General features: G+C 63.9%; 15 protein-coding genes and 1 pseudogene. 9 read left to right on the forward strand and 7 right to left on the reverse strand.

Features of this window, described 5'->3' with window-relative positions:
- Nucleotides 1-8: 8 nt before the first annotated feature.
- Both fdhF and AYM40_RS38590 read left to right on the forward strand, forming a co-directional pair.
- On the forward strand, nucleotides 9-3008 hold the full coding sequence (fdhF, locus tag AYM40_RS15240) for a formate dehydrogenase subunit alpha (RefSeq protein WP_236720850.1): 3000 nt from the start codon (nucleotides 9-11) through the stop codon (nucleotides 3006-3008).
- A gap of 8 nt (nucleotides 3009-3016) precedes the next feature.
- Nucleotides 3017-3268, forward strand: a pseudogene (locus AYM40_RS38590) (formate dehydrogenase subunit delta); the annotation flags it as partial.
- Here AYM40_RS38590 and AYM40_RS15245 read toward each other — a convergent pair.
- The 3 genes from AYM40_RS15245 to AYM40_RS15255 all read right to left on the reverse strand — a co-directional run bounded on the left by AYM40_RS15245 (nucleotide 3222) and on the right by AYM40_RS15255 (nucleotide 6438).
- Nucleotides 3222-4961 (reverse strand): FAD-dependent monooxygenase, encoded by a 1740-nt coding sequence (locus AYM40_RS15245; protein ID WP_063496934.1) that lies wholly within the window; start codon nucleotides 4959-4961, stop codon nucleotides 3222-3224. The pseudogene AYM40_RS38590 and the gene AYM40_RS15245 overlap by 47 nt on opposite strands.
- A gap of 68 nt (nucleotides 4962-5029) precedes the next feature.
- A complete protein-coding gene (locus AYM40_RS15250) occupies nucleotides 5030-6094 on the reverse strand; it encodes a cation diffusion facilitator family transporter (protein ID WP_082855093.1) in 1065 nt (354 codons plus the stop codon).
- Nucleotides 6091-6438 carry an ArsR/SmtB family transcription factor gene (locus AYM40_RS15255; protein ID WP_148662173.1) on the reverse strand — a complete coding sequence of 116 codons (348 nt, stop codon included), beginning with the start codon at nucleotides 6436-6438 and terminating at the stop codon, nucleotides 6091-6093. Before AYM40_RS15255 ends, AYM40_RS15250 begins: the two co-directional genes overlap by 4 nt.
- Nucleotides 6439-6576: 138 nt before the next feature.
- Between AYM40_RS15255 and AYM40_RS15260 the strand changes: the two genes are divergently transcribed.
- Nucleotides 6577-8424 (forward strand): tetratricopeptide repeat protein, encoded by a 1848-nt coding sequence (locus AYM40_RS15260; protein WP_063496935.1) that lies wholly within the window; start codon nucleotides 6577-6579, stop codon nucleotides 8422-8424.
- A gap of 139 nt (nucleotides 8425-8563) precedes the next feature.
- Here AYM40_RS15260 and AYM40_RS15265 read toward each other — a convergent pair whose 3' ends face one another.
- Nucleotides 8564-9865, reverse strand: a complete 1302-nt coding sequence (locus AYM40_RS15265) for an MFS transporter (RefSeq protein WP_063496936.1) — start codon at nucleotides 9863-9865, stop codon at nucleotides 8564-8566.
- 306 nt (nucleotides 9866-10171) lie between these two features.
- Here AYM40_RS15265 and AYM40_RS15270 point away from each other — a divergent pair, with 306 nt between their 5' ends.
- Both AYM40_RS15270 and AYM40_RS15275 read left to right on the forward strand, forming a co-directional pair.
- On the forward strand, nucleotides 10172-10696 hold the full coding sequence (locus tag AYM40_RS15270) for a GNAT family N-acetyltransferase (protein WP_063496937.1): 525 nt from the start codon (nucleotides 10172-10174) through the stop codon (nucleotides 10694-10696).
- A 281-nt stretch (nucleotides 10697-10977) separates the two neighbouring features.
- Entirely contained in the window at nucleotides 10978-12237 is a 1260-nt protein-coding gene (locus AYM40_RS15275) for a hypothetical protein (protein ID WP_063496938.1), read from the forward strand.
- A gap of 129 nt (nucleotides 12238-12366) precedes the next feature.
- Here the strand turns inward: AYM40_RS15275 and AYM40_RS15280 are convergent, their stop codons facing one another.
- From AYM40_RS15280 to AYM40_RS15290, 3 genes are all read right to left on the reverse strand, one after another.
- The gene (locus AYM40_RS15280) at nucleotides 12367-13083 is read right to left on the reverse strand and encodes a DUF2968 domain-containing protein (RefSeq protein WP_063496939.1); all 717 of its coding nucleotides are present in this window, start codon (nucleotides 13081-13083) and stop codon (nucleotides 12367-12369) included.
- Nucleotides 13084-13499: 416 nt separating this feature from the next.
- Entirely contained in the window at nucleotides 13500-15017 is a 1518-nt protein-coding gene (locus tag AYM40_RS15285; RefSeq protein WP_063496940.1) for a gamma-glutamyl-gamma-aminobutyrate hydrolase family protein, read from the reverse strand.
- 128 nt (nucleotides 15018-15145) lie between these two features.
- Nucleotides 15146-16903 (reverse strand): cation:proton antiporter, encoded by a 1758-nt coding sequence (locus tag AYM40_RS15290; protein WP_063496941.1) that lies wholly within the window; start codon nucleotides 16901-16903, stop codon nucleotides 15146-15148.
- A 209-nt stretch (nucleotides 16904-17112) separates the two neighbouring features.
- On the opposite strand from AYM40_RS15290, the gene AYM40_RS15295 reads away from it, so the two are divergent.
- The 4 genes from AYM40_RS15295 to AYM40_RS15310 all read left to right on the forward strand — a co-directional run bounded on the left by AYM40_RS15295 (nucleotide 17113) and on the right by AYM40_RS15310 (nucleotide 21478).
- Entirely contained in the window at nucleotides 17113-17802 is a 690-nt protein-coding gene (locus AYM40_RS15295) for a DUF2848 domain-containing protein (protein WP_063496942.1), read from the forward strand.
- Between the two features lie 7 nt (nucleotides 17803-17809).
- Entirely contained in the window at nucleotides 17810-19162 is a 1353-nt protein-coding gene (locus AYM40_RS15300) for an MFS transporter (RefSeq protein ID WP_063496943.1), read from the forward strand.
- A 159-nt stretch (nucleotides 19163-19321) separates the two neighbouring features.
- Nucleotides 19322-20002 (forward strand): GntR family transcriptional regulator, encoded by a 681-nt coding sequence (locus tag AYM40_RS15305; RefSeq protein ID WP_063496944.1) that lies wholly within the window; start codon nucleotides 19322-19324, stop codon nucleotides 20000-20002.
- A 96-nt stretch (nucleotides 20003-20098) separates the two neighbouring features.
- Nucleotides 20099-21478 carry an amidase gene (locus AYM40_RS15310; RefSeq protein ID WP_063496945.1) on the forward strand — a complete coding sequence of 460 codons (1380 nt, stop codon included), beginning with the start codon at nucleotides 20099-20101 and terminating at the stop codon, nucleotides 21476-21478.
- Nucleotides 21479-21518 lie beyond the last annotated feature (40 nt).

A 21518-nucleotide genomic window follows, 5' to 3' on the forward strand; every position in this document is an offset into this window, starting at 1 on the left:
AGCCTCACATGTCCGACGTGCTCAACTCCCCTGCTGGCGCCCCGCGGGAAGCCCCCCGCCCCGAAGGAAGTCCCCTTGGGGGATTGGGGGGCGGCTGCGGCTCCGGTAGCTGCGCGTGCAAATCGCAAGCGCAACAACGCGCAACGCGCTCACCCTTTGACGACACCGACTACGGCACGCCGCTACGCCATGCCGACGTCGACGTCACGTTGGAAATCGACGGCCAGGCGGTGACGGTTCCGGCCGGCACGTCAGTGATGCGCGCCGCCGTCGAAGCCGGCGTCAATGTGCCGAAGCTCTGCGCGACCGATTCGCTCGAACCGTTCGGCTCATGCCGTTTGTGCCTCGTCGAGATCGAAGGCAAGCGCGGCTACCCCGCTTCCTGCACGACGCCCGTCGAAGCCGGCATGAAGGTCCGCACGCAAACCGATCGTCTGCAGTCGCTGCGCCGTAACGTGATGGAGCTGTACATTTCCGATCACCCGCTCGACTGCCTGACCTGCCCCGCCAACGGCGACTGCGAATTGCAGGACATGGCAGGCGTTACCGGCTTGCGCGAAGTGCGCTACGGATTCGACGGTGCAAACCACCTGAAGGATAAGAAAGACGAATCGAATCCGTACTTCACGTATGACCCGTCGAAGTGCATCGTCTGCAATCGCTGCGTGCGCGCGTGCGAAGAAACGCAAGGCACGTTTGCGCTGACCATCGCCGGACGCGGGTTCGAATCGCGCGTGGCGGCGAGTGAAGACCAGCCGTTCATGGAATCGGAATGCGTGTCGTGCGGCGCGTGCGTCGCCGCGTGCCCGACCGCGACCTTGCAGGAAAAGACCGTCATCATGCTCGGCCAGGCCGGGCATTCGGTCGTCACCACATGCGCGTACTGCGGCGTGGGCTGCTCGTTCAAGGCCGAGATGAAGGGCAACGAGGTCGTGCGGATGGTGCCGCACAAGAACGGCCACGCCAACGAAGGCCACGCGTGCGTAAAGGGCCGCTTCGCATGGGGCTATGCGACGCACAAGGACCGCATTACCAAGCCGATGATCCGCGCGAAGATCACCGATCCGTGGCGCGAAGTCAGCTGGGAAGAAGCGCTCGGTTACGCGGCGTCGGAATTCCGCCGTATTCAGGAGAAGCACGGCCGCGATTCGATCGGCGGCATTACGTCGTCGCGTTGCACGAACGAAGAAACGTATCTGGTGCAGAAGCTCGTACGCGCCGCGTTCGGCAACAATAACGTCGACACCTGCGCGCGCGTGTGCCACTCGCCGACCGGCTACGGCCTGAAGGCCACGCTCGGCGAATCCGCCGGCACGCAGACGTTCGCCTCGGTCGACAAGGCCGACGTCATCATGGTGATCGGCGCGAATCCGACCGACGGCCACCCGGTGTTCGGCTCGCGGATGAAGCGCCGCATCCGCGAGGGCGCGAAGCTGATCGTCGTCGATCCGCGCCGCATCGATATCGTCGATACGCCGCACGTGAAGGCGTTGCATCATTTGCAATTGCGTCCGGGCACCAACGTCGCGGTGGTCAATGCCCTCGCGCATGTGATCGTGACCGAAGGGCTGCTGAACGAAGCGTTCATCGCCGAGCGCTGCGAAACGCGCGCGTTCGAGCAATGGCGTGCGTTCGTCGCCCTGCCCGAGAACGCGCCCGAAGCGACCGAGGAACTCACCGGCGTGCCCGCCGCATCCATCCGCGAAGCCGCCCGTATTTATGCCACCGGCGGCAACGCCGCGATCTATTACGGCCTCGGCGTCACCGAACACGCGCAAGGCTCGACGATGGTGATGGGCATCGCGAATCTGGCGATGGCGACCGGCAACATCGGCCGCGAAGGGGTCGGCGTGAACCCGTTGCGCGGTCAGAACAACGTGCAGGGTTCGTGCGACATGGGTTCGTTCCCGCACGAGCTGCCGGGCTATCGTCATATCGGCGATTCGATTACGCGCGCGCTGTTCGAAGAAGCATGGAACGTCACGCTGCAGCCGGAACCGGGCCTGCGCATCCCGAACATGTTCGACGCCGCCGTGCACGGCACCTTCAAGGGCCTGTATTGCCAGGGCGAAGATATCGTGCAGTCCGATCCGAACACGCATCACGTGTCGGCGGCACTGTCGTCGATGGAATGCATCGTCGTGCAGGACATTTTCCTCAATGAGACCGCGAAGTACGCACACGTGCTGCTGCCCGGTTCGTCGTTCCTCGAAAAGGACGGCACCTTCACCAACGCGGAGCGCCGCATCTCGCGCGTACGCAAGGTGATGCCGCCAGTGCCGGGTTACGCCGACTGGGAAGTCACGGTGATGCTCTCTCGCGCGCTCGGATATGAAATGGACTACTCGCACCCGTCTCAGATCATGGACGAGATCGCGCGTCTCACGCCGACTTTCCACGGCGTGTCGTACAGGAAGCTCGACGAGCTCGGCAGCATCCAGTGGCCATGCAACGAGAACGCGCCCGACGGTACGCCGACCATGCACATCGACACCTTCGTGCGCGGCAAAGGCAAGTTCGTGATTACGAAGTTCATCGCAACGCCGGAAAAGGTCACGCGCAAGTTCCCGCTGCTGCTCACTACCGGCCGCATCCTGTCGCAGTACAACGTCGGCGCGCAAACGCGCCGCACAGAGAATTCGCGCTGGCATGATGAAGACCGGCTGGAGTTGCATCCGCACGATGCGGAAGAACGCGGCATCAAGACCGACGATTGGGTTGGTATCGAATCGCGCGCGGGTCAAACCGTGTTGCGCGCGAAAGTGACCGAGCGGATGCAGCCGGGCGTCGTCTACACGACGTTCCATTTCCCCGAATCGGGCGCGAACGTGATCACCACCGATAGCTCGGACTGGGCCACCAACTGTCCCGAGTACAAGGTGACCGCGGTGCAGGTAATGCCGGTCGAACAGCCGTCGCAATGGCAGCAGGACTATTCGCGCTTCAACACGGAGCAGCTCGATCTGCTGAAGCAGCGCGAGCTGGCCAACGCAACGTCGGGCAAGTGAGGCAAGCCATGGACAATCAGAATCTGATCGACATGGCGAACCGGATCGGCGATTTTTTCGATTCGATGCCGGATCGCGAAGAAGCGCTCGCCGGCATCGCCGATCACATCCGCCGCTTCTGGGAGCCGCGCATGCGGCGCGCTTTGCTGGCGGCGCTCGATGAGCCGGATCCGAGCGGCATCGAGATGTCGGGCATCGTCAGGGAAGCGCTCGTCAAGCATCGCGACGGGCTGACGCCGCCTGCTCCGGTATCACCCCACCCACTGCGAACCACGCTTCACAGTGCCGCAGCAAGCCGTGCAGATCGGAGCCCGTGCGCCCGCGCGCGCTGATGTAGCCGTCCGGCCGCACCAGATAGAACGACGGCCGCGTGCGTCCATACGATTCGGAGAGCGCCGGGGCGCCCTCGCCGCTCGTATCGGTCACGCGCCAGATGCGTACTGCGCCCGGCAATAATTTTTCGATTTCGGCAGCCAGCCGTTCGAGTTCCGCATCCGGCGTTGGCGCGTGCTTCGCGGCGGGATCGAGCGGCGTGCCGTCGACGGGCAACGGCGGGACCAGCAGGAACAACGAGAAGAACGCCGGATCGTGCAGATCGAAAATGCAACCGACACCCGGCGCGCGGCCAAGCGGCCCATCCACCACATGCACCAGCGCATCCGGCGCACGCTCGCCGGCACGCGGACCGCCGTCGAGCACGCGCTCGAGCGTCAGCGGACTGCGCCGATACTGGATCGACAACTCGCTGATGGTCATCCGCGCCGCATCGCGCAGCGGACCGAGCGCGGCCAGCACCGGCATCACGCGTTCGCGCAGCAGTTTGAGCGGTCCGTGATCGGCCTCGGCCATATGCGTGATGAAACCGGTTTGCCGCAGCACGTCGCGCTCGATCGGATGCCGTTCGCGGTGGTACGTATCGAGCAGGCGGTCGGACGCCGCGCCTTTCAAAACGCGCGCGAGCTTCCAGCCGAGATTGAACGCTTCCTGAATACCCGTGTTCATCCCTTGCGCGCCGGCCGGGCTGTGTACGTGAGCCGCATCCCCCGCGAGGAAAATGCGCCCGACGCGCAGCCTCTCCACCATCCTGCTGTTCAGATGAAAATGCGACGACCATGCCAGCTCCGACACGTCGACGCGTTCCCGCACGCGCCGGGCAATCAGCGCCTTGCATTCGGCCAGCGACGGCGGCAAAACCTGGTTGAGCGGCGGCTCGCCGAGCACAGCGGGCGTCGCCGACGCCGGGACCGTGGCCGGTGCGACCGGATGATCCGCAATCAGACGATGGCGGCCATGGCCCATCGGAAACAGCGCGACGAGACCCTCGCCTGAAGCAAAGATATGGAATTCGTCCTCGGGCCAATCGGTTTCGGCATGCACATCGGCAAGCAGGAACGTCTGCTCGAAGGTATTACCCTCGAAGCTCAACCCGAGCCGGTGACGGATCATGCTGTGCGCACCGTCAGCGGCGATGATGTACGACGGGTGCATCGTCTCCGTATGACCGTCCGCGCGACGCAGCGTCGCCTGAATGCTGGCGGAACCCTGCGAGAACATCGTCAGCTCGACGCCGCGCTCGACCGTCACGCCGAGCGTCGCAAGATGCTCTGTCAGCAAACGTTCGGTCACGGATTGGTCGAGAAACAGCAGATACGGATAGCGGGTGTGCAGCGGATCGAAATCGAGGCGCGCGAGACGCATGCCATTGGAAAAAAGATTGGCGATGCGCGCACGGTGGCCGAGTTCGAGAAACGGCTCGATCAGCCGGTGCTGTTCAAACAGTTCGAGTGTGCGCGCCTGAATGCCGATGGCCCGCGAGTACGGGTTCGGTTGCAGCGCCTTGTCGACCAGACGCACGGGGATGTGGGCACGCGCCAGACTCATCGCCGCGGCGAGCCCGGTCGGACCCGCCCCGACGATCAGCACCGGCGACGCATCGTGTGCGGCAGCGTCCATGCGGAACTCCGGAGACAACAGGACGTTCTAGTGTACGCCGCCGATAATCCGCTCAACGGTGCGCTGCATCAATCGCGGGGATGACCCATCGCGCATTGATGTTCGGTGGTGCCGAGGTCGACTTGCAGCGTGGCGTGCTGCATCGAAAAACGTTCGCGCAGTGTGATGACGATGCCGTCGAGCGACTCGTCGCCGGGATGGCCTGCCGGCATCACCAGATGTGCACTGAGCGCATTGCCGGTGGTCGACAACGCCCATACGTGCAGGTCGTGCACGTCGGTGACGCCAGGCTGCTCGGCGAGATAGTCGCGGATCGGCTGCAGGTCGACGCCGGGGGGCACGGCGTCGAGCGCCATGCGCACCGAATCGCGCAGCAGACCCCACGTACCAACCACCACCACCGCGACCACGAGCAGGCTCATCACCGGGTCGAGCCACGTCCAGCGGGTATAGAGAATCACAAGGCCGCTGATCGCGACCGCGGCGGAGATGCCGGCATCCGCGGCCATATGCAGGAAAGCGCCGCGAATGTTCAGGTCTTTTTTCTGGCCGCGCATGAAGAGCCACGCCGAGAAGCCGTTCACGATCACGCCGACCGTCGCGACGACGAAGACCACCCGCCCTGCGACCGGGGCGGGGTTCATCAGGCGCCCGATCGCCTCGGCGACGATCACGCCGCACGCGAACAGCAAGAGTCCCGCGTTGGCAAGCGACGCCAGGATCGACGAACTGCCGTAGCCGAATGTATAGCGTGCCGACGGACGGCGCATGGCGAGCCAGGCTGCGCCCCAGGCGAGCAACAGGCCGAGCACGTCGGAGAGATTGTGACCGGCATCGGCGAGCAGCGCGGTGGAATGCGCGATCACGCCGTAGACGGCTTGAATCACCACGATCGCTACGTTCAGTGCGACGGCCAGTGCGAAGGCGCGGCCGTGGCCGGCGACAGGTGCGTGGACGTGGTGATGGCCGGCGTGGCTGTGGGCGTGGCCGGCGTGATCGTAAGCACCGTGCTCTTTTCCCTCGGCCTGCGCATCGTCGCCGTCGACCCCGTCGAATTCTCCATCGAACCACACCGGCGCGTGGTCGTCCTCGCGTTCTTCGGCGGCCCGCTTCGGGGTGGTGGTTTTCTTCATGACGGGTCCAGAGGAAATTCGCCGGCCGGCTCGGCCACATGCTCGAGCATGCCGGCCAGCATCGTGCTGATATGACGGTCGGCGGCAAGATAGAACACCTGCTTGCCCTGCCGTTCAGCGCGTACGATCCGCGCCGCGCGCAACAGCCGCAGATGGTGGCTCACCAGCGACGGCGACAAGCCCAACCCCTCTGCAATCGCGCCGACCGCGCGCCGCTCGTCGACGCACGCGAGCACGATGCGCAAGCGCGTCGGGTCGCCGAGCAGGCGAAACAGGTCGGCCAGCGGCACGATCGTCTCCACCGGGCGGTCTTCAACACTGACAGGCGATATAGCGGAAGCCATGGCAAGCGTCATCATCGACACACATATGAACATGTATTCATATGTTATAGATATCAAGACAACAGGTCAAATTGGAGGGCGGTCCGGCGAGTGTGGGAAAATGCGGCCTCTGCCTCACCCGAGTGTCATCCCTCCGTCATGCAACAAGTATTTGACCGCGCTTTCGCGGCGCATCGTGACGGCCGTCTCGACGACGCCGAACGCGGCTACCGCGCGACGCTCGACAGCAACCCGGTGCACGTCGATGCGTTGCACCTGCTGGGCGTCCTGCGCCATCAGCAGGGCCAGCACGCCGAAGCCGCCGAACTCGTGCGGCGCGCGGTGAACCTGCGTCCGGAAGACGCCGCGCTGCAACTAAATCTCGGCAACGCGCTGAAGGCACTGGGCCAGATCGAGGACGCCATCGAACAGTTCCGCAATGCGCTCACGCTGGCGCCGTCTTTCCCGATGGCGCACTACAACCTGGGCAATGCGTACGCGTCGGTGGGCCGCCACGAAGACGCCGCCGACGCCTTCGAGAAGTCGCTGCGCCTGCAACCGAACGACGCCTCGTCGCATAACAATCTCGGCAACGCATTGCATGCGCTCGGCCGGCATACGGAAGCAATCGCATCGTTCCAGCGCGCGCTCGAACTGCGCCCGGGGCATGCCGGCGCGCTCAACAATAAGGGCATGTCGCTGAACGCGCTCGACCGCGCTGACGAAGCGATCCCGTGCTTTCAGGCGGCGCTGGCAGCCGAACCGCGTTTCGTCGCGGCGCACTTCAATCTCGCCAATACGCTCGACGCCACCGGCCGCCACGAAGAAGCGGTCGCCTCTTTCCAGGCGGCGCTCGCCTTGCAGCCGAACCTGCCGCCCACCATCTTCGGGCTCGGCAACGCGCTCGCGGCGCTGGGACGCCCTGCGCAGGCGCTGCCGTATCTCGAGCGCGCAGTCGGTCTCGATCCGCAATTCGCGCTCGCATGGCTGAGTCTTGGCACCGCGCATCAAGCGCTCGGCGCGCACGCCGCAGCAGTGCGCGCCTTCGATCAGACGCTGCGCTTTCGCCCCGATCTCGCGTCCGCGCATATGAACCGCGCGCTTGCCTGGCTCGCGTTGCGCGACTTCGCGCGCGGGCTGCCGGAATACGAATGGCGGCTGCAAACCACCGCGCAGCCGGTCATCCAGACCTTGCCGCGCTGGCACGGCGAGCCGATCGAACAACGCACGCTCCTCGTCCATGCCGAGCAGGGTTTCGGCGATACGTTGCAATTCGTCCGCTTCGTGCCGCTGGCCGCGCAGCGTGCTGCGCGCGTTGTACTCGAAGTACAGCCCCAGCTGCTGTCGCTGCTTGCACCGGCCGCGCAAGCCTGGCGCGTCACGCTGATCGCCCAGGGCACACCGCGTCCCGCGGCGGATCTGCACTGTCCCCTGCTGAGCCTGCCGCTCGCGCTCGGCACAACCTACGACACGATTCCCGCCCGCACGCCCTATCTCAGCGCACCGCCGGCTTATGCCCGCAAATGGCGCGGTTCGCTCGGTGGTCACGCGAAGCGCAAGATCGGCATTGCGTGGTCAGGACGCATCCAGCAGAACGAAACCCGTTCGATGCCGCTCGCCGCGCTCGCGCCGCTGTTCGCGCTCGAAGGGATCGACTGGATCGTGCTGCAACCTGGCCTGAGCGCCGAAGAACGCGCGGCGCTCGACACGCATCCGCGCGCGGCGTCGATTCATCGCCTGGACAAACGGATCGGCGATTTTGCGGATACGGCGGCGATCATCGAACGGCTCGACGCGGTCGTGTCGATCGATACGTCGATTGCTCACCTCGCCGGCGCGCTGAAAAAACCGCTGTGGCTGATGCTGCCGTTTGCCGCGGATTGGCGCTGGTTCGTCGGCGAGACGCGCAGTCCGTGGTATCCGGGTGCAACGCTGCTGCGCCAGCCGCAACCCGGCGCGTGGGGCGAGGTGGTCAAGGCGGTGGCAGAAGAATTGCGCCGCGGTTAGCGACACCCGGGCTCATCGCAACCCGTTGCGGATGCGACACTCAAGAAAAAACCCCGCGCTCATGCTCGTGAGAACGCGGGGTTTTTGTTTGTCCGGATGAACGATAAACGGTGAACGGAGGTGAGCCTTGAGCTTACCGTTAAGCCGTCCGATACTGATCGCGCGACTCCGGCGTGCGATACAGCGCCAGCGTCGCGATCAGTCCGCAGATCGCCGCCACGCCCAGGAACAGGCCCGGCGCTGCCTTGTTGCCCGTGGTGTGAATCAGCAAAGTGGAGATGGCCGGGGTAAAGCCGCCGATCGTCGTAGCAAGGCTGTAGGCCAGCGAAAAACCGGCGGTCCGCACTTCGACCGGCATCACTTCGGTCAGCGCCACCACCATTGCTCCGTTGTAGCTGCCGTACAGGAACGACAACCACAGCTCGACCGCCAGAAGGCGAGCGAACGACGGCTCGGCAACCAGCCATTGCAGCGCCGGGTACGCGGTGACGATCGTCAGGACCGTGAAGGCCAGCAGCACCGGCCGGCGGCCGATACGGTCCGACAACGCGCCCGCGAGCGGCAGCCAGACCAGGTTCGACAAACCGATACAGACGGTAACGACGAGCGTATCGATCGACGACAGCTTCAGCACTTCTTTACCGAAAGTCGGCGTGTAGGCCGTGATCATGTAGAACGACACGGTGGTCATGATGACCATGCCCATACCGCCCAGCACGATGCCCCAGTTCGCGGCCATCGTCTTCATGATCTCGCCCATGCTCGGATGATGTTTGCGCGCCTTGAATTCCTCGGTTTCCTGCAACGAACGGCGGATCAGGAACAGGAACGGCACGATCAGGCAGCCGATCAGGAACGGCACGCGCCAGCCCCAGGCCGTCATCTGGTCAGCCGGCAACCACTTGTTCAGGAACACGCCAATCAGCGCGGCGAACACCACGGCGACCTGCTGGCTGCCCGACTGCCATGCGCAATAGAAGCCCTTGTTGCCCTTGGTGGCGATCTCGGACAGATAGACCGACACACCACCCAGTTCGACCCCGGCGGAGAACCCCTGCAGCAACCGGCCGAGCAGCACGAGCACCGGGGCAAGCACGCCGATGGTCGCATAACCTGGAATCGCGGCGACCGTCAGGGTGCCGAGCGCCATCAGGCCGAGGGTGAGGATCAGGCCTTTGCGACGGCCGTGATGGTCGATGTAGGCGCCCAGCACGATTGCGCCAAGCGGGCGCATCAGGAAGCCCGCGCCGAACACCGACAGCGACAGCATCAGCGAGGCGAATTCGTTGCCGCTGGGGAAATAGGTCTTGGCAATCGCGGAAGCGTAGTAGCCGTAGACCATAAAGTCGTACATCTCAAGAAAGTTGCCGCTGACCACGCGGAAAACTGTCTTGACCTTGGATTCTTTGGATGAGGAAGCGGCGTGTGACGCAGTAGACATGACATTCTCTGATTAGCCCGTCGCCACACAGACTGGCGGCGCTCGGGCAGTTGAAACGATCCACTGCGTTTGGCAAGCGGATGCCACGGGCAACTTATTAGAACGCGCCGGGGGCGCTGCATTCTCATGCCGAATACTTTCGCGCGGTATCAGGGTAAACGTTGTGAAATACCCGGAGCCCGCAACACGTAATGTTACCGTTCATGGCAATGTCGTGCATTTCATACGGTTTCATTACGGACAACGCCGGCTCGCCCTTGCGCTAAACTTTTTGCAGACAGGCCATTCCCGTTGACCACCATCCCGATGCAAACCTCCAGCGTACTTTCGCTGCGCCCTGCGACTCTCGCGGATGCAGCGCTGATCGCCTCGATTCATAGCGCCAGCTGGCAGGCTACCTATCGCGGCCTCCTGCCGGACGCATTCCTCGACGGCGAAGTGACGCCGGAACGCGCCGCCTATTGGGAAGCGCGCCTGCGCGCACCGGGCGGCGAGCGCCGTATCGTCCTGATCGCCGAACTCGCGGGCGAGCCGATCGGTTTCGTCTGCGTCGAACGGCAACCGGAGTCCGCGTGGGGTGTCCTGCTCGACAACCTGCATGCGTTGCCCGCGCACCAGGGCATCGGCGCAGGCAAGCTGTTGATGCGTGCAGCCGAAGACTGGGCTCGCGCGCAAGGCGAGACGCAGCTGTACCTGTACGTGCTCGAAGGCAACACAGCGGCGATCGGCTTTTATGAGCGACAAGGCTGGCAGTTCGCCGGCGCCGAACCGGATCATATGGGCGGCGTGGATATTACTGCATTGCGCTATGTGTACTGGCTCGATCGATGAAACAGGCGCGCCTCGCTTGATCGTCTCCCAAAACCGGTCCGACTCGGGACGAACCGGCGCATTTTTTTCGGAACAATCCGATCGTTAGTTCAGCCACTTCCAGGCATCATCTTCCACACCCCGATGGCTTCACTGTGACCGCTCGTGCGGCGGCGTACTCGACCTGAGTACGGCGTTTCCATATGGCGTTGTGTACAGCGTTTTCATACGCATCGCTCCGAAGCCAAAGCCCCCTGAGCCGCCTGCCCGCGGACCTTTTACGAGGCGCTGCGAAGAAACCGATGTCGACCACAATCCCCCTCACCCTGATCGAAGGCTCCATGGCGCTGCCGAGCCTGTCTCCGCTGTGCCGCGTGCTGCCCCCGCCATTCGGCCGCGATTGGGCGCTGCTGCCGCCAGCGCACAGTTTGCGCGCGGAACTCAAGGCGCTCTATGCGGCCGTGTTACGTACCTTTTGTCTGAATGCGGAAGCCATCCGCGCGCTCTGCCAGTGGGAATCGCGGCGCTTGCCGCCAGTTGCATCCTCGAGTTTGACCTCGCCTGCTGCCTCGACAACCGTGTTCGATGCACCGGTCGACGAATCATTGCTAACGTCCGCCGAAGCCACACCTGTCTCGCCGGTTAGCGCTCCGGCGGTTCCGGTCTCGCCGCGCGGCGGGTCGATGCATTGGGGTGCGCTGGCGGGCGGCGCCTGTGCACTCGGCGGCGCCGCGATGCTTGCCTGGATTGCGTTCGGTCATCTGGCGCAGCGTCACACGATTGGCGACGTCAAACCAGCGGTAAAGGCCCCAGTCCGCGAGGAAGCCCAGTCGGCGAATCGTCGCCCGGCGAATCGTCGCCCGGCGAATCGTCACTCGCCTGATGCCGCCGTCACGCCCTACTCAGCGGCTAATAGTCGTCCAGCGGCACATGCGCCGGGCACCGTGTCGTCGCCGCTGCACGTGCCGGACGCATCGGGATCTGTACCCGCATCGCCTGAAAACTTGCAGACCGCATTTACCGCGGCTCCGTTACGCGATTTCACCGCAAGCGCCACAACGGAAATCACCGCGCCAGTCACGGCGACGGCGGCGCGCGCGATAGCCGGCAAAAACGTATCGCGCCGCCAGGAGAAGCAACGCAAAGGCGCCGCGAACCAGCACGAAAGAAGCGGCCGCGGTTCGCAGGCCACCATCGCGACACAGTTGTCATCGCGCTTGTCATCGCAGTTACCACCGCAGTTACCACCGCAGTTGTCACCGCAGTTGCCACTCATCTCGCAGATGAACTCCGAAGTGCCACAGATTGCGGTGTCGGAAAATGCACAACGAACGTCACCGAAACCCTCGTCGGCGGGTCCTTACTCGCCACTCGCGCCATCGCAACTCGGCACCGACGAATACGCGTCGACGACCCTGTCAGCCGGCACACACCTGCGCAGTATCGCGCCGGCATCGCGCCCCGCTTCGTCGATCAATCCGTCTGAAACCGGTGGGACGGAATGGATCAATCATATGTCGCAACGTCGCGTGACCGAGGTTCCCGATCAGTTCGCAAAGTAAGCGTGCCGTTATTGCAAAATCGCGGCACAAAAAAAGCCCGGCTTTTTGAACTGACCCCGCAAAGTTGGACACCGATCCAACCTTTGGGGTGCAGTTCATTTTGCCGGGCCTTTTTTTGCGCTCACGCGCTTACTTCTGTGTTGGCAATCCGAACTCAGCCTGCCGCTGCAACTGCATCACTTCGCCCTGCACCTGACGCAACTGCGCCTGCGCCTTTTCCTTTGCCGCGCGCAGCGCAGCCGCCTCGCCTTGCGTTTGCCGTTGATAGTCGTTGACCTTGGCCTGCTGCGTGCGCGCGACGTCAAGATCGGCCTGCAACCGCTTGGCGCGATTTTCCGACAACGCGATGATGTCTTCGATATACGCCTTCTGCGCCTGCAACTGCGTGCGGCGAATCTCGACGTCAGCGAGTTGCACCGTCTGCTGGACGAAACCGGCGTAGACCGCTTCAGCACGGCCTACGTCTTCCGACTTGATCACGCGCCAGAAATGCTTGTCCTGAAAGAGCGCGACGTAATACGTCATTTCCTGCGGATAGAAAAACAGACTCGCGCCGTAACTGCCGTTATACGTGGTGCGCAATTCGCTCAGCTTCGCGTCGTGAATCATCTGCATCAGTTCGGCAACATTGCCTTGCGCATCGCTGGCGGTAGCCGGCGCGCTTGATGCCGCGCTGCGCAGCGCAGCGGCGACCGGTTGCGGCGTTAGCGTGTTCATGGCCGGCCGTGTGCCGACCAGAGGCGCGGCCTCGTCGGTTTGCGCGGCCAGCACGAAACCACCCTGCTGCAACAGCGCACACGAGGTCGCGAGCAGCATGGCGCGCCGTACAATTAAGGGGTACTTCATACGTGCATGCTCCATGCAAATCCAAAACAGCCTTGGATTATCGCGCGGATTAGCCGTTAAGCGAAGCATTCAGGTGTCGCACTGACCGACTTTAAATCGAGATAAATCGGTAACGAATGATTCGGCCGGATGGACACACCAGTCGCGAAATAAAAGATTTCAGATAAGACAAAAACGCAACAATCTGACTCATGCGGACATTTCCCAATCTGCATGGCGTTAGCGCGAATCCAACATCAAACAGAGCGACAATATGGAGATAAGTAGCTAGATAGCTAGATAGCTAGATCGCTTGCCGCCAAGCACGGCGGCTGCGTCCCGCAAGAATCGGTCTTGACAGACCGGACTTGAAGTTGCGGCTCAAAGACGTGGCCCCAAGACCACGTCTCCGATACCACGTTTCTAGACACGCGTCCTTAAAACCGCGTTTCGCGCGCCACCCGCAGGAAGGTATCGAGCAACGGCGTGCAATCGAGCAGCTCCGGGCCGCCCGCGCGATGAAACTCCGGATGCCACTGCACGCCCATCACGAACGGCGCACGCCGATAGCGCACCGCCTCGATGATGCCGTCCGACGCCGACACCGCCTCGATATTCAGATCGCGGCCGAGCGTCTTGACCGCCTGATGGTGAATCGAGTTGACGATCGCATCGCGCCGGCCCGGAAACATATTGGCCAGCGTCGAGCCGTCCGGAAAATGAATGCCGTGCCGATGCTGATCGTAGTTCTCGTTGACGTGCGCGCCGGCGGTCGGCACGTCGGTGGCGATGTCCTGGTACAGGGTGCCGCCGAACGCCACGTTAATCAGTTGGCAACCGCGGCAGACGCCGAGTACCGGCTTGCCCGACTCGACGAACTCATGCAGCAGTTCAAGCTCGTACATGTCGCGTACGCGGTCACCCGGCCACTCGTGGCTGGTCGCCTGTTCCGCGTATGACTGCGGCGAGACGTCCGCGCCGCCTTGCAGCAGCAGACCGTCGAGATGCTTCGCGTAGTCGCGCAAACGGATATTGCTCGGGTGCAGCATGCCCTGATGACCGACTGTCGGAATCATGAACACCAGCACGTCGCGCGACATCACCCAGTGCGCAATCGATTCCTCGAGGTATTGCAGCGTCTTGCCCCGCAGCCCCTTCGCGCCCGGCTCCGGGTGGAAGATGCGTGCCGACACGCCGATGCGCAGCGTGCGCTGCGTGATCCGTTGGCCGGCGCGATCGAACAGCTGACGCGCGCGCGCGGCGATGATGCGGCCGAACACGGTCCACGCCGAATCGCTTTGCTTCAGATAGCGCGGCGGCGACGGCGGCAACGCGTTCGGCGGTGGCGGGTTTGTTGCAGTGAAGTCTGGCGCGGCGCCGAAACCTGGCGGCGGCGAGCCGGGGGGGCGAGCCGCAGCGGCTGCTTGATCCGCTTTTTCCGCCTTTTCGGTGAGCGCAGCCTCGTCAGCCGGCACGCTCAATTCGCCGGCGAGCGGCTCGCGGCCTTCAGGCGTAGTCGGACGCGAGGTTTGAACCTTGGCGGCATATCCGGTCCTGGCTGCCTCGCGCTCATGAACCGCGGCTTCCTGCCGTGCGGTCGACGCAGCCGCCGAACTGCGCGCTTCGGCCGCGTCGCGTTGCTGCGCCGTTTGCGGAACGGCGGGGGTGACAGTGGAGGCGCTGTCGGGGTCGTCGGTCGACGACCTCACCGCGGCCTCCTCGGCGGCCGGCGTCACCACGTCCTTGATCGGAGACTGGATGGAATCTTCATGGGAGAGCGGCAGCGAGGCCGCCGGCTCAGGCGGCAAGATAGCCGGTTTCGACACGCCAGACGTTGCGCCAGACGTTGCGCCGGACGGCGTTGGCGGCGTTGGCGGCGTTGAGTGCGATGGCGTGCCCGAAGGCGACGATTGGCTGCCGGGCTCGCCGGCGTTTTCAGGTTTGTTTTCGCTCATGACAGTCAGACAGGCGCCTTCCACGCGAACGAATGAATATGCCCTGATTATCCGCTAGCGCGGCAAGCCCGGCAAACGCGCACACAATTACTCACATTGTTGCGGATCTAGCCGCAGGGATGCCTAACTTAGGGATCCGGCTGTTCTTCGAACGTTTCGCGCAGGGCGATCTGCATCGCCGCGTGGATTTTCACACACCAGCGCCAGACCAGCCCCAGCAACAGCGCGGCGCAAACCAGTACCGCGATCAGGAGGCCCGTCGGCGGCAAAATGCTGCTGGAGAGCGCCGCAACCAGCAAAAACACGCCGACCATCGAGACCACCGGCACCAGGTCGGAGATCGCGTAACGAATCGCACTGGTGAAGCGCCCCGCTGTCGCCGGCTGCACGCTCACCTCGGCGAGCAACAGCGCGAGCGACTTGGTCTTGCGATAGACCGCCACGAGGAACGGCATCGACAGCACCAGCGCAATGCTCCACAGCACCACACGCTGCATCGGCTCCGAAGCCAGCCAGTGCGCGAGCAAGGTACTGGTGTAAGGCGCGCTATACGACACGGCCAGGAAGATCGCCGCGACCAGCGCGAGATTGACGGCAACCTGCAAAATGATCCGCCGCGTCATGCCGAACAGCGTCGGCTCGCCGGTTCCGGTGCTCAAACTGCGCAGCCACTGACCGTACATGCCGAACACGTTGGCGAACGTGCGCGGCATCGCCTGCCCGAGGCGTTGCGTCAATGGATCGGCGGCGCGAATCAGGTACGGCGTGAAAAGCGTGGTCAGGGCGGAGACAGCCACCGCGATCGGATACAGAAACGCACTCGTCACCTTCAAGGTCAAGCCGAGCGACGCGATGATGAATGAAAACTCGCCGATCTGGGAGACGGTCATACCGACCCGCATCGCCGTGCGCCCGTCCTTGCCGGCGAGAAAAGTGCCGAGTCCGCACGAAACGATCTTGCCGACGATCACCGCCACCGTAATCACCGCAATCGGCCATGCGTAGTCGACCAGCACGGCCGGGTTCAGCATCAAGCCGATCGTCACGAAGAAGATCGCGGAGAAGGCGTCGCGCAGCGGCGCGATCAGATGCTCGATCCGATGCAGATGGCGCGACTCGGCCATGATCGCGCCGATCAGGAACGCGCCAAGCGCAATGCTGTAATTGAGCTTCACCACCAGCAGACAGAAGCCGAAACAAAACCCGAGCACTGACACCAGCAGCATTTCGTCGCTTTTGGCGCGTGCGACGTAGTTCAACGCGCGCGGCACGACCAGAATGCCCACCACTAACGATACCGTCATGAAGAGCAGCAGCTTGCCAAGCGTCACCACGGCGACACCCGCGCTCAACTGCCCTGTCTGCGCAATGCCGGAGAGCAGCACCAGCATCGCGATGGCGAGAATGTCCTCGACGATCAGAATCCCGAACACCAGTTGCGCAAAGCTCTCGCGCTTGAGACCCAACTCGGAGAGCGCCTTGACGATGATGGTCGTCGACGAGATCGCCAGAATCGCGCCGAGAAACAGCGAGTCCATCGAACTCCAGCCAAACGCGCTGCCGATCTCGTAGCCGATCCACAGCATCAGCACGATTTCTGAAAGCGCCGCGACGATCGCCGTCGCGCCGACCTTGAACAGCTTGCGCAGGCTGAATTCGAGCCCGAGCGAAAACATCAGGAACACCACGCCGAGTTCGCCGAGCGTCTGGATGGTCTGCTCGTCGTGAATCAGCTGGAACGGCGGCGTGTACGGCCCGATGATCACGCCCGCGGCGATATAGCCCAGCACCACCGGCTGTTTCAGGCGATGGAACAGCACGGTGACGACGCCGGCGAGCGCCATCACGACCGCCAGATCCTGAATAAAGCCGATGCCATGATGCATGAATGCATTCCTTACAAAAAGTAATGTCTCAAAAACGCAGTGTAACGCACCCATGTGGCGCGCCGAATCGTGCAAACGCCGAAAGGACATGGGATTGGCTGGAGCACGAAGCGCTCGACGGGACCGCCGGCCCGAAACTTTTTTGACACGGTGGACATCTGTGAAATATCACAATAATATTTGCCGCATATCTTCTTGGGAGTCGAGTGATGCAGCAGGTGTCCTTCAACGTCGTAGATCGTTCAGGCGGCAGTCGCGCCGATATCGTCGAAGTGAATCGTCTGACGATCGCCGGCTGGGCCGGGCGCGATCAGGCGGCGATCGAGCATCACATCGCCGAACTGGCCGAGCTCGGCGTGAAGCGGCCGTCAACCACGCCCTGCTTCTACCGCCTCGGCGCAGAGTTGCTGACGCAGGCCGGGCAGATCGACGTGGTCGGCGTGAAGTCCAGCGGCGAAGCGGAGTGCGTGCTGGTCCGCTCGAAGACAGGACTGCTCGTCACCGTCGGCTCCGACCATACCGACCGCGAAGTCGAGGCCTACGGCGTCACCGTCTCCAAACAGGTCTGCCCGAAACCGGTCGCACGCGACGCCTGGCGTTTCGACGATGTGGCCGGCCACTGGGACCAGCTTGAACTGCGCGCTTTCGCTGTGACAAACGCTGGCGAGCGGCGCGTCTATCAGCAAGGCAGCGTCGCGTCGCTGCTGCCGGCCGCCGATCTGCTGGAACGCGCGCCCGTCGCAGAGGGTGCCGCAATGTTCTGCGGCACGCTGGCCGTACAAGGCGGCATCGTCGGCATGGCCGACGGCGAGGCACTCGAACTCGAACTGCACGACCCCATCCTGAACCGCACGCTGCGCCACGCCTACCGCGTGCACGCGCTACCTATCGTTGAATGAGGCATTCATGAGTTCCCCTTCGCTATCCGCCAGCACCGACGCGTCTTCCGACGCGTGGCTCGAGGCCGCCGCCCTGCGCAAGATCACCTGGCGCATCATGCCGTTCCTGTTTCTCGTCTACGTGTTGTCGTATCTGGACCGCGTCAACATCGGTTACGCGAAGCTGCAGTTCACCGGCGACCTCGGCCTTTCGAACGCGGCGTACGGACTCGGCGCGGGGATCTTTTTCTTCGGCTATTTTGTGTTCGAAGTGCCGAGCAATCTGCTGCTGAAGAAGTTCGGCGCCCGCGCGACCATCGCCCGCATCACGATGCTGTGGGGCCTGCTGTCGTGTCTGATGATGTTCGTGCGCTCGGAAACGATGTTCTACGTGCTGCGCTTTTTCCTCGGCGTCGCCGAGGCCGGTCTGGTGCCGGGCGTGGTGCTGTATCTGACTTTCTGGTTTCCGTCCGACCGGCGCGCGCGGATGGTCGCCGTGTTCATGGCGGCGATTCCGGTCGCGGGCATTATCGGCGCGCCCTTGTCGGGCTTTCTGATGTCGGCGCTGCATGAAGCGCACGGCTTGCGCGGCTGGCAATGGATGTTCCTGATCGAAGGCATTCCGTCGATCCTCGCCGGCTTCTGGGCGCTCGCCGTATTGCGCAACACGCCCGCCGAAGCCGCGTGGCTCACCGACGACGAAAAGCGCGTGATTCTCAGCCGCCTCTCGCGCGAAAACACGGCGGCTGCCGCGGCCGGCGCGGAGCAGAGTTTGGCGGTTGCATTGCGCTCGGGCCGCTTCTGGCTGCTGACGCTGATTTACTTTTGCCTCGTCACCGGCAATGCGGGCTTTTCGTTCTGGCTGCCGCAGATCGTCAAGGATCTCGGCGTCACCAACCTCGTCACGAACGGCTTCGTCACCGCGATTCCCTACCTTGCGGCGGGCATCGGCATGATCCTGATCGGCCGCTCGTCGGATATCACGGGCGAGAGGCGCTGGCACTACGCCGTGTGCTGCTTCATCGGCGCGGCGGGGCTGCTCGGCAGCGCCTCGGTGACCAATTCGATTCCACTCGCCGTCACCGGTTTGTCGATCGCGTATATCGGCATTCTGGCGGGCTTCGGCATTTTCTGGTCGATGTCCACCACGTTCCTGCAAGGCACCGCAGCCGTTGCAGGCATCGCCGTGATCAACTCGATTGCGAATCTGGCCGGCTACGTAAGCCCCTATGTGCTCGGCATCGTCAAGGACGCGACGCATAGCGTGACCTTCGGGCTGGTGCTGATCGCGGGGGCGCTGATCGTCGGCGGGTTGGTCACGTTGATGATGCCGCGCGTCAAGGTCCAGCACGCCGCGGCGGTCACGCCGAGGAGCGCCTGACGCACGGTATTGCTGTGATTGCTGTGATTGCTGTGATTTCCATGACGTGAGGCCCACGACGTCACGCTCTGACAGCACCGGCGAGTAAGCTCCCGCCTGGCGCCGTCCGCGCAAAACCTTGCTCTACAATGCGGGCGACACCGCCCGCTCCCTCTTTACATGACGCTTTTGCAGACTGCCCGCCGTTCCAGTGCCCCCCGCGAGACCGCCACGGCGAGTCTCGCCGAACAGGCCTATGCCTTCGTCAAGCGCGAAATCATCACGATGCGCCTGCGGCCAAGCGAGGTGCTCAACGAAGCGGAATTGATGGCGCTGACCGGCATCGGCCGAACGCCGGTTCATCAGGCGCTACACCGGCTGGTGCATGAAGGCATGCTCACCATCATGCCGAGAAAGGGCATCATGGTCCGCCCGGTTTCGCTCGACGACGTGCTAGCGATCATCGACGTGCGGCTCGTCAACGAAAGCTATTGCGTCGAACTGGCCGCGCGCCACGCGCAGCAACACGATTTCGATGCAATGCAGGCCTTGCTCGACCGCTCGAAGATTTGCGTCGCCGCGCACGATATTGAAGGCATGATGGATATCGACCGCGAGTTCCATCTGGCGATCTCTGCGGCGTCGCGCAACCCTGTGTTGGCCGACATCCTGCGTGGGCTGCATGAACGCTCGCTGCGTTTCTGGTTCATTTCGCTGTCCGAGCCGCATCATCTCGAAGACGTCCACGAAGAACATCTGGAACTGTTTCGCCTGCTGCGCGAACGCGATGCCGAAGGCGCCCGGCAATCGGTGCAAAAGCATATCGAAGCGTTCCGCGCGACCTTATTCAACCGGATTTGACTGACCCCGATCGCGGACCCGACTGCGAAGTCAGTGGGGACCCGCCACAAAGCGATCTCAAGCTAACCGCGCATCTAACCGGATTCTCCCGACACCATGGCCACTGAATTCACGCCCTTCCCGCCGCTAGCCCAGCTTGCCGCCGACCTCGCCGCCGGCGTCACCACCAGCCGCGCGCTCGTTGAAACCGCACTCGAACGGATCGCCGATCCGGCCGGCCAGGGCGCGGTCGCCTTCATGCACGTCGACGCCGACAACGCTCGCGCCGCCGCCGATGCGCACGACCGCCTGCGCGCCGCCGGCACCGTCCTCTCGCCGCTCGCCGGAATTCCGGTGTCGGTCAAAGACCTGTTCGATATCGAAGGCCAGCCGACTCGCGCCGGTTCCGTGGCGCTGGCCGACGCGCCGGCCGCCAAGGCAGACGCAGTCGCCGTCGCGCGCCTGAAGCGAGCGGGCGCGGTGATCGTCGGGCGCACCAATATGAGCGAGTTTGCGTTTTCCGGACTCGGCTTGAACCCGCACTACGGACATCCGCTGTCACCGTATCAGCGCGGCGTGAAGGGCGACGAGCGGATTTCGGGCGGTTCGTCGTCGGGTGCGGCGGCGTCGGTCGCGGACGGCATGGCGGCCATCGCGCTCGGCACCGACACCGGTGGCTCGATCCGCATCCCGGCGGCGCTGTGCGGCCTGACGGGCTTCAAGCCAACCGCCGACCGCATCCCGAAACAAGGGGGCGTGCCGCTCTCTCCAACGCTCGACTCGTTCGGGCCGATCGGCGTCTCGGTCGCGTGCTGCGCGCTGGTGGACCGGATGCTGGCCGGGCTCGAGCCGCGCATCCCGGCGGCCCGGCCGCTAGAAGGGGTGCGTCTTGGCGTATTGACCAATTTCGTGACCGACGGCGTCGAACCGGCGGTCGCCGCCGCGATCGACACGGCGCTCAAGCATCTGGAAGCGGCCGGCGCGATCGTCACGGAAGTGCGTTTCGCGCCGCTCGACCGGCTGCCCGAGATCAACCGCTTCGGTTTTTCGCCGATCGAAGCGTATGCATGGCACCGTCCGCTGCTGGAGAAGCACCGCGAGCAGTACGATCCGCGCGTGCTCGTGCGCATCCTGAAGGGCCAGCCGGCCAGCGCCGTCGACTATCTGGACCTGCTCGCCGAACGCCAGGCCATGCTCGACGAAGCCGCGCGCACGCTGTGGCAGCGTTTCGACGCGGTCGTCGCGCCCACCGTGCCGGTGGTGCCGCCGCGCGTGGCCGATCTGATCCACGACGACGACGCCTTTGGCCGCACCAACGCGCTGATCCTGCGCAATCCGAGCGCGTTCAACTTCCTCGACGCCTGCGCGCTGTCACTCCCATGCCATCTGCGTGGCGACGCGCCAGTCGGCCTGATGCTGGCAGGCGCGCCGCACGCCGACGACGCCTTGCTGGCCATCGGCCGCGGCGCCGAACGGGTGCTCGCCCCAATTCGCTGATCGGAACCCGAGCGGACACTGCGCGGACACCGAGCAGGAT

Origin of the sequence: Paraburkholderia phytofirmans OLGA172 (assembly GCF_001634365.1) — a bacterium.
GTDB lineage: Bacteria > Pseudomonadota > Gammaproteobacteria > Burkholderiales > Burkholderiaceae > Paraburkholderia.